The organism is Caulobacter sp. GW821-FHT10C03, from assembly GCF_059415485.1.
Map to the genome: position 1 here is coordinate 29,226 of NZ_JBWKNI010000006.1, position 14,465 is coordinate 43,690.

9 protein-coding genes are annotated in these 14,465 nt (G+C 69.4%); 4 read left to right on the forward strand and 5 right to left on the reverse strand.

What is annotated here, in order from left to right:
- Positions 1-6: 6 nt before the first annotated feature.
- Positions 7-819 carry a hypothetical protein gene (locus tag AC07NG_RS09405; RefSeq protein ID WP_494593540.1) on the reverse strand — a complete coding sequence of 271 codons (813 nt, stop codon included), beginning with the start codon at positions 817-819 and terminating at the stop codon, positions 7-9.
- Positions 820-1,288: 469 nt separating this feature from the next.
- The gene (locus tag AC07NG_RS09410; protein ID WP_494593541.1) at positions 1,289-3,295 is read right to left on the reverse strand and encodes a methyl-accepting chemotaxis protein; all 2,007 of its coding nucleotides are present in this window, start codon (positions 3,293-3,295) and stop codon (positions 1,289-1,291) included.
- 251 nt (positions 3,296-3,546) lie between these two features.
- On the opposite strand from AC07NG_RS09410, the gene AC07NG_RS09415 reads away from it, so the two are divergent.
- On the forward strand, positions 3,547-5,502 hold the full coding sequence (locus AC07NG_RS09415; protein ID WP_494593543.1) for a sulfatase-like hydrolase/transferase: 1,956 nt from the start codon (positions 3,547-3,549) through the stop codon (positions 5,500-5,502).
- Positions 5,503-5,669: 167 nt separating this feature from the next.
- On the opposite strand, the gene AC07NG_RS09420 is transcribed toward AC07NG_RS09415, so the two are convergent.
- A complete protein-coding gene (locus AC07NG_RS09420) occupies positions 5,670-6,587 on the reverse strand; it encodes a tyrosine recombinase XerC (RefSeq protein WP_494593545.1) in 918 nt (305 codons plus the stop codon).
- 136 nt (positions 6,588-6,723) lie between these two features.
- Positions 6,724-7,404, reverse strand: a complete 681-nt coding sequence (locus AC07NG_RS09425) for a DUF484 family protein (protein ID WP_110120749.1) — start codon at positions 7,402-7,404, stop codon at positions 6,724-6,726.
- A 136-nt stretch (positions 7,405-7,540) separates the two neighbouring features.
- On the opposite strand from AC07NG_RS09425, the gene AC07NG_RS09430 reads away from it, so the two are divergent.
- A complete protein-coding gene (locus tag AC07NG_RS09430) occupies positions 7,541-9,703 on the forward strand; it encodes a primosomal protein N' (RefSeq protein WP_494593547.1) in 2,163 nt (720 codons plus the stop codon).
- A gap of 139 nt (positions 9,704-9,842) precedes the next feature.
- Here AC07NG_RS09430 and AC07NG_RS09435 read toward each other — a convergent pair whose 3' ends face one another.
- Positions 9,843-11,402 (reverse strand): MDR family MFS transporter, encoded by a 1,560-nt coding sequence (locus AC07NG_RS09435; protein WP_494593549.1) that lies wholly within the window; start codon positions 11,400-11,402, stop codon positions 9,843-9,845.
- A 344-nt stretch (positions 11,403-11,746) separates the two neighbouring features.
- Between AC07NG_RS09435 and AC07NG_RS09440 the strand changes: the two genes are divergently transcribed.
- Both AC07NG_RS09440 and AC07NG_RS09445 read left to right on the forward strand, forming a co-directional pair.
- Positions 11,747-12,229 (forward strand): copper chaperone PCu(A)C, encoded by a 483-nt coding sequence (locus AC07NG_RS09440; RefSeq protein ID WP_494593551.1) that lies wholly within the window; start codon positions 11,747-11,749, stop codon positions 12,227-12,229.
- A 111-nt stretch (positions 12,230-12,340) separates the two neighbouring features.
- Positions 12,341-14,455 (forward strand): M13 family metallopeptidase, encoded by a 2,115-nt coding sequence (locus tag AC07NG_RS09445; protein ID WP_494593553.1) that lies wholly within the window; start codon positions 12,341-12,343, stop codon positions 14,453-14,455.
- Positions 14,456-14,465 lie beyond the last annotated feature (10 nt).

The following is a 14,465-nucleotide window of genomic DNA, read 5'->3' on the forward strand; positions in this document are numbered from 1 at the left end:
TCTTTTTCAGGCGAGGGCCTCGGCGGCGACCGAAAGCGGCAGCGGCGGGGCCTCGAGCGTGCGGGTGTGTTGCATGGCGATGCGGGCGTTGCCCTTGGCCAGCGGCGGGAGATGGCCGCCGCTGAAGCTCTCGATGAATTGGCTGACGCCGTTCCAGTTCAGGCCCGTGGGCAGGTGCTTGTTGCTGAAGTAGACGGCGACCTCGACGTTGATCAGGAACGGAGCCGCCGAATGGGGGCGGCGCACCAGCACCTGGCCCAGCAGGGGTGTCGCGCCCTCCGCCTCCAGCGACTTCGCCGCGATGATGTATTGCCAGGAGCCGGCGACGCTGCCGCTCACGCCCGAAAGGTTGAGGACCTCCAGGCTCGCGATCGAACTGGTGGTCGTGTTGGAAATCGTCTGGCTGCTGCCGATCGAGACGCTGGGCCCCGACGGCGAGAAGCCGATGCTTCCGTTGAAGCTGTAGCTGAGCGAGTCGCTGTAGGTCGTCGTCGTCACCGTCGTGTCGGGCGAACTGAGGATGAGTTCCACGGGCGGCGGCGGCTCGTTGGGCGTGTTGAAGTCGATCGTGAGACCGTAGCCGACGGGCGGGCGGTTGCCCTTGTTGACGGTCAGCGAGCTCTGGCCGACCAGCTCGATCAAAAAGTAGTCGTAGATGTCGGTCTGACCCGTCGGCTGGACCGACACCGCCTTGCCGGTGACGGAGATCGTGGACTGCCAGACCCCGATCGCGGTGTTGCCGTTCCAGGTGTCGTTCAGGACGTAGGGGACGGTGGCGATATCGGCGAAAAGGTTGTCGGTTGTCGTTCCGGTAGACATTTGCGGTTCCCCCAGTGGATGGCGCGGTGCGTCCGGCGTGTGGCGGCCGGACAATCAATCTTAAATTGCGCGACCGTTTTGGCCGCGCAACAGGATCGGCGGGGGGAGGCTCAGATTGAGACGCCTGGTCGAATCCGGGCCGATGGTGGTGAACCGGAAGAAGGGATCCCTCTCCCCTTGCGGGAGAGGGTGGCCTCGCGGAGCGAGGTCGGGTGAGGGGTTGAAAGCCCTGTCCGCCACGGCGGCGGATGGGCTGTCGCGGTGTTTGATTTCTGAGAGACCCCTCATCCGACGGCCTTCGGCCGCCACCTTTTCCCGCAAGGGGAGAAGGGCTTTTGTTACGCGCCGCCGCCCCCTCCACCGCAAGCGGAGGAGGAATAAAAAACCCCGCCGGACGGGCCGGCGGGGCTGGTAGTCATGAGGAGGATACGCCCCCGATACGCGGGGCGGTACGCGCACTAGATCGGGATCAGAATTCTTCCCAGTCGTCGCTGCTGGCGGCCGGGGCCGACGAGGCGAAGGCGGCGAGCTTGGCCTGGGCCGAGCGGACCGGGTTGACGCCCGGGCGGCTGTCGGCGCCGGCCAGCGACACGGGGGCCTTGGGGGCGGGCCGGGCGGCCGGACGCGAGATCGGCGGCGGAGCGCTGCGGCGGGTCTGGCCGCCGCTGGCCGAGACGCGGGTGGCCTCGGCGCCGGCGACGCGGAAGCGCGAGATCATCTGCATCAGGCCGTTGGCTTCGCCCTTGAGCGAGTGGCTGGCCGCGGTCGACTGCTCGACCATGGCGGCGTTCTGCTGGACGGTCTGGTCCATCTGGTTGACGGCGGCGTTGACCTGGTTGAGGCCGGTGGCCTGCTCCTGGCCCGAGGCCGCGATCTCGCCGACCAGGGCGTCGATCTCGCCGACCTTGGAGACGATGGCCTGCAGGGCCTCGCCGGTCTGGCCGACCATCGACACGCCTTGATTGACCTGCTGCGACGAGGTCGAGATCAGGGTCTTGATCTCCTTGGCCGCTTCGGCCGAGCGCTGGGCCAGGGCCCGCACTTCTTGCGCCACGACCGCGAAGCCCTTGCCGGCGTCGCCGGCGCGAGCGGCTTCGACGCCCGCGTTCAGGGCCAGAAGGTTGGTCTGGAAGGCGATCTCGTCGATCACGCCGATGATCTGGCTGATCTCGCTCGACGACTTCTCGATCTGCTGCATGGCGTCGACGGCGCCCTTGACCACGACGCTGGAGCGTTCGGCGTCGGCGCGGGTCGAGCCGACCACGCGGGCGGCTTCCTGGGCGCCGGCCGAGCTGCGGCGGACGGTGGCGGTGATCTCGTCGAGGGCGGCGGCGGTCTCTTCCAGGCTGGCGGCCTGCTGCTCGCTGCGGCGCGACAGGTCGTCGGCGGCCGAGGCGATCTCGTCGCTGCCGGCGCCGATGCCGTTGGCGGCATGGACGATGGTGCGCATCGCGTCTTCCATCTGGGCGATGGCGCCGTTGAAGTCCGATTGCAGGCGCTTGTAGTCGGCCGGGAAGTCGGCGTCGACGCGGTAGGTCAGGTCGCCTTCGGCCAGACGGTTCAGGCCGGTGGCGATGGCTTCCATGACGAAGGCCTGCTCCTTGGCGGCGGCTTCGCGGACCTGCTCGTTCTTGCGACGCTCGGTCTCGGTCTCGGCGGCGGCGCGCTGCTGGGCGGCCTCGGCGGTGCGCAGGGCCAGGGCGTTGTCCTTGAACACCTGGACCGAGCGGGCCATGGCGCCGACTTCGTCGCGGCGCTCGGCGCCGACCACGTTCACGTCGACGCTGCCCTGAGCCAGGACTTCCATGGTCTTGGACAGGTTGATCAGCGGGCGGGCGATCTTGCTGCGGCCGATCCAGACGGCGAACATCAGGGCGGCGGCGGCCGAGATCAGGCCGAACAGCATGGTGATGGCGACGCCAGTCGCGCCGTCCTTGCGGGCCTTCTCGACGGTGGCCTGGGTCTCGGCCGAATGCTTGTCGGTCCAGGCCGAGACGTCCTTGGTCAGGGCGGTGATGTCCGGATCGATCACGGCCATGACCATGATCGCGGCTTCGTTGGCGTCCTGCAGGCCCAGATCAGCGCCCTGGCGGCCGCTGTCGTAGACCTTCTTGAAGCGGGCGCGGAAACCGGCCACGTCCTTGGCGGTCTCGGGGTCGGCCTTGGCGACCTTGTCGAGGCGCTCGTTGCCGCTCTTGAAGTTGTCGTCGATTTCCTTCGAGGCCTGGCCGGCGGCTTCCGACGAGCCGCTGTTGGCGACCGTGCGGTAGGCGGCGTAGCCGATGCCGGAGACGCGACGGTTGAAGCGGGCCATCTCGAGTTCGGCCGGGGCGCGCTGTTCGACGATCCGTACGACGGCGGTTTCCAGCTTCTTCTGCTGCCACACGCCCACGCCCACGCAGGCGACGGCGACGAGCGCCAGCACGATGGCCGGCAGCATCACCTTGGTGGCGATCTTCAGATCGTCGAGTTTCATCAGGCGGTCCCGCTTTCAGCGTTCCTCCGAACGCCGCAGCGCGGCCGGAGGTGTTTCATCTTTGGATTTCACCAAGCGGGGTGCGCGGTAAAAGCGTGGTTAAGCCGGGGATTTTCCTTATCTCCCGCGACCGCTTGTCGCAGATCGTCGGTCGGGCGGCCGACCAAGTGTGAAGGCGAGCACAGTTCCGTTGCAATTTTAGCGTCAGCTTCCGGTCCAGGGCGAACGCGCCCGGACCTGGGGAGGCGACCATGGCCAAGCGGCCCAACATCCTGCTGATCACCTGCGACCAGTACCGCTTTCCACGCTTCTCCTACGGCCCCCTGCATGGGCTGGACGAGGACCTGAAGGCGGTGCTGGGCTTCCAGCCCCTGGAGCCGCGCAACAGCTACGCCGAGCATTTCCCGGGCCTGCTGGCGCTGCGCGACAACGCCGTGCTGCTGGCCAACCACACGGTGGCGGCCAGCGCCTGCACGCCCAGCCGGACGGTGATCTATACCGGCCAGTATGGGACGCGGACCGGCGTCACCCAGACCGACGGCCTGTTCAAGAGCGGCGATTCGCCCAACTTCCCGTGGCTGGCGGCCGACGGGATCCCCACCCTGGGCGCCTGGATGCGCCAGGCCGGCTACACCACCCACTATTTCGGCAAGTGGCACGTCAGCGATCCGCCGGACCACTCGCTGGAGGCCTTCGGCTTCGACGACTGGGAAAAGAGCTGGCCCGAGCCGCACGGCGCGGCGATCAACAATCTGGGCCTCTATCGCGACGCCGGCTTCACCGACTCCGCCTGCGCCTTCATCCGCCGCCAGGCCCTGGCGGTGAACTACGACCGGGCGGTGGCGACGGCGCAATCGATCGACCCCTACGCCTCCGGTCCCGATCCGGCCGACCTGAAGCCGTGGTTCGCGGTCGCCTCCTTCACCAACCCGCACGACATCGCCACCTATCCGGCGGTGATCGGCCAGGCCCTGCCCACGCCCGACGGCAGCGGCGTGCAGGGGATCTTCAACCCGCTGACCGTGCCCCTGCAGGGCCAGAGCACCCCGGCCCCGACCGCCGGCACGGCGACCATCCCGCTCAATCCCGGCGGCTTTCCGCAGGAGTGCGGGCACGTGCCGCCGACCTGGAACGAGGACCTGTCGAGCAAGCCCTCGTGCCAGGCCGACTACGCCTGGAAGATGGGCCTGGCCCTGAACGCCAAGACCGGCTTCAACGTCGCCCGAGCCCTGCCCACCCAGTCCGAGCAGCAGGCCCTCGAAGCGGCGGCCGACATCGCCCTGCAAGGCCCGATCCCGTTCCAGCTGACCGACGATCCGCGCGGCGGGGTGAAGGCCTTCGTCCAGCTCTATGGCTGGCTGCACAGCGTGGTCGACGTCCACATCGCCGCGGTGCTGAAGGCGCTGGAGGAGAGCGGCCAGGCCGACAACACCATCGTCGTCTTCCTGTCGGACCACGGCGAATACGCCGGCGCCCACGGCATGATGATCGAGAAGTGGCACACGGCCTATCAGGAGGCGTTGCACGTGCCGGTGGTCGTGCGCTTCCCGCCGGCCCTGGCCAGCATCGAGACCCCGGACGGCGTTCCGCTGGCCAAGGACGCCCTGACCAGCCACGTCGATATCCTGCCGACCATCCTGGGCCTGGCCGGCGTGCACGAGGCCGAGCGTGACGCCATCGCCGGGGTGCTGGCCAAGACCCAGCCCGTTCCGCCGCTGCCGGGCGTGAACCTGGCTCCGTTGATCCGGGGCGAGACCGACAAGGTGATCGAGCCCGACGGCTGCGAGCGCCAGGGCGTGCTGTTCATCACCGACGACGAGATCACCGCCCCCTCGCCGCCGCTGAACAACCCGCACAACACCAAGTGCGAAAAGGAGTTCGCGGTGTTCGACGTGGCGGTGGAGAAGCTGCGGGCGGGCAATCCGAAACGTCCGCCGGTGGACATCGCCCCCGGCTCGGTGCGCCAGCCCAACCACGTGCGCTCGGTGCGCACCCAGCGCTTCAAGCTCAGCCGCTATTTCGATCCGTCGGGCCGCGCCGGGCAGGAGTGGGAGATGTACGACCTGCTCGACGATCCCAACGAGGCGGTGAACCTCGTCTATGTCGAAGCCGACCCGCCCCGCGCCCGCCTGGACCCGGCCCTGCAGCCCGAGGTGGACCGGCTGGCGGCGCTGCTGGCGGCGCTGGAGGAAAGGGATCTTTCCTGACGCCCCTTCTCCCCTTGCGGGAGAAGGTGTCGGCGAAGCCGACGGATGAGGGGTTTCTCAGAAATCAGACGCCCGCCCGGCCTATCGGTTTCGCGGTGGCGAGGTTTGAGAGACCCCTCACCCGACCTCCCTCCGGGAGGCCACCCTCTCCCGCAAGGGGAGAGGGCTTAGCGTCTTGGATGCGCCTTGCCGTAGGCGGCCAGCAGGCCCTCGGCGTCCACCTGGGTGTAGCGCTGGGTCGTCGACAGCGAGGCGTGGCCCAGGAGGTCCTGGATCGAGCGCAGATCGGCGCCGGCGCCCAGCAGGTGGGTGGCGAAGCTGTGGCGCAGGGCGTGGGGCGTGGCGCGGTCCGACAGCCCGAGACGCCCGCGCAGCAGCTGCATGGCCGCCTGCACGTGGCGGGGCGACAGCGGTCCGCCGCGCTTGGCCCGGAACAGCGGCTCGTCGGGGCCGAGCACGAAGGGCAGGGCGGCGACATAGGCGTCCACCGCCGTGCGCACGGCGTCGAGTACTGGCACGATCCGGGTCTTGCCGCCCTTGCCGGTGATGCGCAGCGTTTCGGCCAAGGGCGCGTCGGCGCGGGTCAGGGACAGGCCCTCGGAGATCCGCAGGCCGCAGCCCCAGAGCAGGGTCAGCACCGCCTCGTCGCGGGCGGCCTCCCATTCCTCGCGGTCAGGGTCGAGGGCGATCTCGGTCAGCAGGCCGCGCGCCTGGTCTTCCGAGACCGGACGCGGGGCGCCGATCTTGATGCGCGGGCCGCGCACCAGGCCGATGGCGGCGTTGGGCGTGTTCAGGCGCGCGTCGAGAAAGCGGTGGAAGGCGCGGATCGACGACAGGCTCTGGCTGACCGAGCGCGGCGACAGCGGATGATCGCCCGAGCGTCGGAAGGCCAGATAGGCCCGCAGGTCGGCGGCCGAGACGGCGCCGAGGTCCTTGAGCGACAGGCCGCCGCCGTTGTGGCGCTCGATGAAGTTCAGATAGGCCAGGACGTTGTCGCCATAGGCCCGCACCGTGCGCGGCGAGGCGCGGCGCTCGTCGGCGAGATGGGTGAGCCAGGCGGCCAGGGCTTCGCGGGCGGAGCTCATTGGATCCTCCCCCTCTGGGGGAGGTGTCGGCGAAGCCGACGGAGGGGGGAGTAGGGGCAAGGCCGGTCAGCTTTTCGGAAGCTGAAACCGCCCCCCCTCCGGCCCTCTGGGCCACCTCCCCCAGGGGGGGAGGATCTTAGGGAACCGGCCAACGCTCGGCCGTGCGCTCGACGACGCGGGCGAGGAAGGCCACGAGGTCGGAGCCCATGTCGGGGGTGAAGGCTTCGGGGTCGGTCGAGCCGAAGGCCAGGACGGCCTGGCGCGAGGGCTCCCACAGGGCCATGCGGACGATGGCCATGCTGCGGATGGTTTCGAACTTCTCGCCGAACAGGCCCAGCGCCGGCGCGAAGAAGCCCATGCGGGCGACGCCGTGGTCGCCCATGATCATGTCGACCTGGCCGTCGACCAGGGCGTGCCAGCCGGCGGGCACCCGGGCGGGGCCTTCCAGGGCCAGGGTGCCGGCGGCGAGGCTGAAGCGCAGGGCGGCCATTTCGTCGACCCGGCGGGCCAGATCCGAATGGTTGCGGGCGTCGAGCAGGTCGATGACGGCGGCGTGGACCTGGGCCTGGGCCGACATGTTGGCCTCCGCGGTGGCCTCGACGAACTTGCGCGCATGGGCCTCGCGTTCGCGGGCGGCGGCGGCCTTGGCGATGGCGACGTGACCGAACTCGACGACATTGCCGCCATCGAGCTTGAGGCCCAGGTCGCTGAGCAGGTCGGCGTCGTCGCGCAGCATCTCCGGCTGGTCGCGCAGGAAGTCGCGGACCAGGTCCGGATCGATCTGCGGCTGGGCCAGCGCCTGACTGAACTCGCTCATGAACACCTATCCCTGCGTTCGCCCGCACGCGTCAGGCGAACCCGATGAAGCCCTGTTTCGGTTAACGACGGCTTGATGAGCTGAGCCGAACCCCCATCTCGACGCGGCCACGTTTCTGGAGCAGAAGGCGGGTCCCATGCCGCGCATCGCCTCCGTCCTGCTGCCCATGCCGCTGCCCGAGGCCTTCGACTACGCCGAGCCGGAAGGCCTGGCGCTGGCCGTCGGCGACCACGTGGCCGTGCCCCTGGGTCCGCGCACCGTGCGCGGGGTGGTGACTGGATTGCGCGAAGGCGCGGGCGGCAACCGGCCGCTGAAACCCGTGCTGCACCGGGTGGACGACCCGCCCCTGCCGGCCAACGTCATCACCTTTGTGGAATGGGCCGCGCGCTATTCGGTGGATGTTCCGGGCTGGCCGCTGGCCATGGCCCTGCGCGGCCTGCGCCATCCGGCCGCCAAGCCCGAAAAGGCCGTGGCCCTGACCGGCGTCCAGCCCGGCCGCATGACGCCCGCGCGCCTGAAGGTGCTGGCGGCGGCCGAGCATGGCCCGATGAGCGCCGCCGAACTGGCCCGCCAGGCCGGGGTCTCGGCCGGGGTGGTCAAGGGCCTGGTGGACGAAGGCGCGCTGGAGGCGGTGCTGGTCGCCGCCGACGACTCGGTGGCCCAGCCGGACCTGACCCTGCCGCCCCAGACCCTGAACCCGAGTCAGAAGGCCGCGGCCGACGTCATGGCCGACATGCTGGCGGCCGGTGGTTTCCAGGCGGCGCTGCTGGACGGCGTCACCGGCTCGGGCAAGACCGAGGTCTATCTGGAGGTCGCCGCCGCCGCCCTGGCCGCCGATCCGGCCGCCCAGGTGCTGGTGCTGCTGCCCGAGATCGCCCTGACCCAGGCCGTCATGGCCCGCTTCGAGCAGCGGTTCGGCGCCGCCCCCATCGAGTGGCACTCGGGCGTCTCGCCGCCGCGTCGCCGCCGGGCGTGGGAGGCCGTGGCCGACGGCCGCGCCCGCATCGTGGTCGGGGCCCGCTCGGCGCTGTTCCTGCCGTTCACGAACCTCAAGCTGATCGTCGTCGACGAGGAGCACGACGGCTCGTTCAAGCAGGAGGAGGGCTTCATCTATCAGGCGCGCGACCTGGCCGTGGCCCGCGCCAAGATCGAGAAGGCCCTGGTGGTGCTGGCCAGCGCGACGCCGTCGCTGGAAAGCCTGTGGAACGCCCAGTCCGGCCGCTATCGCTGGCTGCGCCTGGGGGCGCGCCACGGCACGGCGCAGCTGCCCGACGTGCACCTGATCGACATGCGGGCCAATCCGCCCGAGCCCGGCCGGTGGCTGTCGCCGACCCTGGTCAAGGCCGTGTCGCTGACCTTGCAGAAGGGCGAGCAGAGCCTGCTCTTCCTCAATCGCCGGGGCTATGCGCCGCTCGTTTTGTGCCGGGCCTGCGGCGAGAAGCTGAAGTCGCCCGACAGCGACAGCTGGCTGGTCGAGCACCGCTATACCGGCCGCCTGGTCTGCCACCTGACCGGCTTCTCGATGAAGAAGCCCGAGGCCTGCCCGCACTGCGGGGCCAAGGACAGCCTGGTCTCGATCGGCCCGGGCGTGGAGCGGGTCGAGGAAGAGGCGCGCTACCTGTTCCCCGACGCCCGCATCGCCGTGTTCTCGTCGGACACGGTGTTCGATCCGGCGGGGGCGCGGGCGCTGGTGGACTCGATGGTCGCCGGCGAGATCGACATTCTCGTCGCCACCCAGGCCGCCGCCAAGGGCCACAACTTCCCCAACCTCACCCTGGTGGGGGTGATCGACGCCGACCTCAGCTTGCGGGGCGGCGACCTGCGGGCCGGCGAGCGGACGTTCCAGCTTCTCGCCCAGGCGACGGGCCGCGCCGGCCGTCACGAGAAGCCTGGTCGCGCCTATCTGCAGACCTACGCGCCCGAGCACGCGGTGCTGCAGGCCCTGAAGGCCCAGGACCGCGACGCCTTCGTCGAGGCCGAGATGGCCATGCGCGAGGAGGCCGGCCTGCCGCCGTTCGGACGCCTGGCCGCGGTGATCGCCTCCGGTCCCGACGCCGAAGCGCTGGAGGCCTATGTCCAGGCCCTGGCCGCGGCGACCCCCAACGCCGAGGGGGTGGAGGTCTACGGCCCCGCCGACGCACCGCTGGGTCTGGTGCGGGGCCGTCGGCGCAAGCGGTTCCTGGTGCGGGCGGGACGCAATGTCGACCTGCCGGCGTTCATGGCGGCGTGGCGGGCGCGGGCCAGGATCCCGAACTCGGTGCGGGTGACGATCGACATCGACCCGTATTCGTTTCTCTGATCCCTCTCCCCTTGCGGGAGAGGGTGGCCTCCGAAGGAGGTCGGGTGAGGGGTCTCTCAGAAGTTGGCGGACAGGGCTTTCGACCCCTCATCCGTCGGCTTCGCCGCCACCTTCTCCCGCAAGGGGAGAAGGATCGGTTCTATTCCTTCTCCAGCACCGGCTCCTGCGTCGGCATGCGCGACCTCAGCGGCAGGGCGGGGACGAAGAAGATCACGATCACGCCCAGCACGATCACCAGCAGCGCCGCCTGCATCACGCCGCTGACGGCGTAGGCCAGGGCCTGGCCCAGGGCCGGGTCGCGATGGCCGCCGACCACGCCGCTCTCCAGGGCCAGGCCCTGCAGGGCGCCGAGATCCAGCTTGCCGCCGCCGTAGCTGGCGAGGCGCGTGGTCAGCAGGGCGCCGGCCACCGCGACGCCGACGGTCGAGCCGATCTGGCGGAAGAACTGGTTGGAGCTGGTGGCCACGCCGATGTCGCGCGGCGACACCGCGTTCTGGGTGGCCAGGTTGAAGAGGCTCTGGTTGGGTCCGAGGCCCACGCCGACCACCAGCAGCAGCAGGCACAGCCAGTAGAGGTGGCTGATCCCGGCCAGGTGGGTCATCGGGGTCACCCCGACCAGCAGCAGCACCGCCCCGGCCAGCATGAACGGCTTGTACTTGCCCGTGCGGCTGACCAGTTGGCCCGAGACCGACGAGCCGACGATCAGCCCGCCCATCAGGGGCAGCATGGCCAGGCCCGAGGTCGTGGCGTCCACGCCCAGGCCCAGCTGCATGTAGAGCGGCAGGAACACCGCCACCCCCATGAAGGCCATGGAGATCAGGAAGGCCGCCAGGTTGGCGGTGACGAAGGTCTTGTTCTTGAAGAGATGCAGCGGAACGATCGGGTTCGACACTCGGCTCTCGACATAGACGAACAGGGCGAGGGCCACGGCCGCGCCGGCGAACAGGCCCACGCTCTGGACCGAGGCCCAGGCGATGTCGTGGCCGCCCAGGCTCAAGGCCAGCAGCAGCGGCACGAAGGCGGCGATCAGCAGGGCCGCGCCGAGGAAGTCGATGTTTCCCGAGCGCTGGTGCGGCAGGGCCGGCATCTTCACCAGGATCATGAACAGCGACAGCAGGCACAGCGGCAGGTTGACGTAGAACACCCAGCGCCAGCCGGCGATCACGTGGGCGCCCAGCTGGATCGTGCCATGATCAGTGAAATAACCGCCGATCAGCGGGCCCAGCACGCTGGAAAGGCCGAACACCGAGCCGAAGATGCCGGCGAACTTGCCCCGCTCGCGCGGCGGATAGAGGTCGGCGATGATGGCGAAGGCGGTGGTGAACAGCGCCCCGCCGCCGATCCCTTGCAAGGCGCGGAAGACGATCAGCTGCACCATGCCGCTCATGCCGGCGATCGGGCCGAACTCGCCCGAGAGACCCGACAGCCACGAGCCGATCATGAAGATCGAGATGCCGGCCACCAGCACCGGCTTGCGGCCGTAGATGTCGCCCAGCTTGCCCCAGATCGGCACCATCACCGTCGAGCTCAGCAGGTAGGCGGTGGTCACCCAGGAATAGAGCGTCAGGCCGTGCAGCTCGGAGATGATCCGCGGCATGGCGGTGGAGACGATGGTCTGGTCCAGCGCGCTGAGCAGGAAGACGATCATCAGGCCGGCCAGGGTGGTGCGGCGTTCGGCGTCGGTGAATTGGCCGGTCATGCGATGGTCCGTGGGCGATGTCCCGAGGGGGTCGCCCCGCCTAGCATGGTTCGCGCCGGAAGGCGGAGAGGGAACGGCGATCTCGTTCGCAGAGCGGACGTTCTCATCCCTCTCCCCTTGCGGGAGAGGGTGGCCCTGCGGAGCAGGGTCGGGTGAGGGGTCTCTCAGAACTTAAAGCCGTGAAAGCGGTCAGGCCGGGTGATGAGTCTCATGTCTGAGAGACCCCTCATCCGTCGGCCTTCGGCCGCCACCTTCTCCCGCAAGGGGAGAAGGCAACTGGGAGTTGCTCGCCCCGCGCGCCGGGGCGGCGTAAGCGTCTTGCGCCCTCCAGGGAGACCCCGCCCATGCGCCGCCTCGTTCTGTTCCTCGCCCTCCTGGCCCTGGCGCCCATCGTCGCGACGGCCGCGCCGCGCGGCGCGCCGGTGTCGGTGCGCGAGGCCTGGGCGCGGCCGGCGCCGGCGGGGATGAACGGGGCCGGCTACCTCGTTCTGATCAACACCGGCGAGCGGCCGGTGACGCTGGTCCGGGCCGAGAGCCCGTCGGCCCGCGAGGTGATGATCCACCAGACCCGGATGCAGGGCGGCGTCGCCTCGATGCAGGGCATGGGCGAGGGCGTGGTGATCCCGGCGGGCGGCAAGCTCGTCTTCGGTCCCGGCGGCCGGCACTTCATGCTGATGGGGCTGCGGGCGGAACTGACCCCCGGCGGGCGCCTGCCGCTGACCCTGATCTTCGACGACGGTCGCCGCGTCGAGGCCCGTCTGGCGATCCAGCGCAACGCGCCGCGACCGATGGTTGCGGCCCCGCCCGCTCCCCCGCACCGTCACTGACCAGGCAAAGGGCGCCGGCCCGGTTTCCGGCAAACATGACAGAATTTTAAGGCAGGAAATTTCAGCGTCCGGCGCAGATTGCCGCGGGTTTTCCAACGGATCTGCCTTTCGATGAAAAAAGCTTGGTTCGGCGCCGCCGCGGCGGTCGCCCTTTCGATGTCCGCCTACGCCGTCCAGGCCCATGAGGAGCACGCCTGCGTCGACGACGCCTGCACCGTGCAGTCGCTGCTGCCCCAGGGCTCCGACGCCGGCGGCGCCGAGGTCTCGCTGGAGTCGCCGCGCTACGGCCAGTGGGGCTTCGACCTCTCGGGCATGGACACATCGGTGAAGCCGGGCGACGACTTCTACAAGTACGCCAACGGCAAGTGGGACGAGGTCACGACCATCCCGTCCGACCGCACCCGCTACGGCAATTTCGACAAGCTGGCCGAGCTGTCCGAGGCCCGCACCCGCGCCATCATCGAGGGCGCCGCGGCCGGCAAGACCACCGACGCCGACAGCGTCAAGGTCGGCGCCGCCTACAAGGCCTTCATGGACGAGGCCCGGATCAACGCCCTGGACGTCGCGCCGATCGCCGGCGAGCTGAAGCAGGTCCGGGAGGTCAAGGCCAAGGCCGACTTCACCGCCCTGATGGGCAAGAGCGCGACCACGGGCTTCTCGTCGATCCTGGGCCTCTATGTCTCGACCGACGCCAAGAACCCGACCCGCTACGCCGTCTACGCCGGCCCGGGCGGCCTGTCGCTGCCCGACCGCGACTACTATCTCGACGCCAAGTTCGCCGACAAGAAGGCCGCCTACGAGCTCTATGTCGCCAAGATGCTGACCTCCGTCGGCTGGGAAAACGCGACCGAGAGCGCCAAGGCCGTGGTCGCCTTCGAGACGCGGCTGGCCGAGGCCAGCTGGACGCGCGTCGAGCGCCGCAACCGCGACAAGACCTACAATCCCAAGACCTGGGCCGAGCTGCAGGCCCTGACCCCGGGCTACGACTGGAACCGCTTCCTGGTCGGCACCGAACTGCCGAAGATCAATCGCGTCGTGGTGACCACCGACACGGCCTTCCCGAAGTTCGCCAAGATCTACGCCGAAACCCCGCTGGAGACGCTGAAGGCCTGGCAGACGTTCAAGGTCGTCGACGGCGCCGCGCCGCTGCTGTCCAAGCGCTTCGTCGACGCCAGCTTCGCGTTCCGCAACAAGACCCTGGCCGGCCAGCCCGAGCAGAAGCCCCGCTGGAAGCGCGGCGTCGCCCAGGTCAACGACATGCTCGGCGAGAGCGTCGGCAAGGTCTATGTGGCCGAATACTTCCCGCCGGACTCCAAGGCCAAGATGGTCGACCTGGTCGGCAACCTGCGCACGGCGCTCAAGGCCCGGATCGAGAACCTCGACTGGATGGGTCCGGAGACCAAGGAACGGGCGCTGGACAAGCTGGCCAAGTTCACCGTCAAGATCGGCTATCCCGACAAGTGGCGCGACTATTCCAAGCTGGAGATCCGCGAGGGCGACGCCTACGGCAACAGCCTGCGCGCCAACGCCTTCGAATGGCGCCATGACGTCGAGCGCCTGAACCAGCCGGTCGACAAGACCGAGTGGGGCATGACCCCGCAGACGGTCAACGCCTACTACAACTCGGTCAACAACGAGATCGTGTTCCCGGCCGCCATCCTGCAGGCGCCGTTCTTCCATCCGGACGCCGATCCGGCCGTCAACTACGGCGGCATCGGCGGGGTGATCGGCCACGAGATCGGCCACGGCTTCGACGACCAGGGCCGCAAGTCCGACGGCGACGGCGTGCTGCGCGACTGGTGGACGGCCGAGGACGCCGCCAAGTTCGAGGTCCAGAAGACCAAGCTGGGCAAGCAGTACTCGGCGTTCGAGCCCTTCCCGGGCGTGCACGTCAACGGCGACCTGACCATGGGCGAGAACATCGGCGACATGGGCGGCCTGTCTTTCGGCCTGGACGCCTATCACGCCTCGCTGAAGGGTCAGCCGGCCCCGGTGCTGGACGGCTTCACCGGCGATCAGCGGGTCTATCTCGGCTGGGCCCAGGTGTGGCGCCAGAAGAGCCGCGACGACGCGCTCAAGCAGCAGATCGCCAGCGACCCGCACTCGCCGGCCTATTACCGCGTCAACGGCACGATCCGGAACCAGCCGGGCTGGTACAAGGCCTACGACGTGCAACCCGGCGACAAGCTCTACATCGCGCCGGAAGAGCGCGTGAAGATCTGGTGATCGCCCTGAT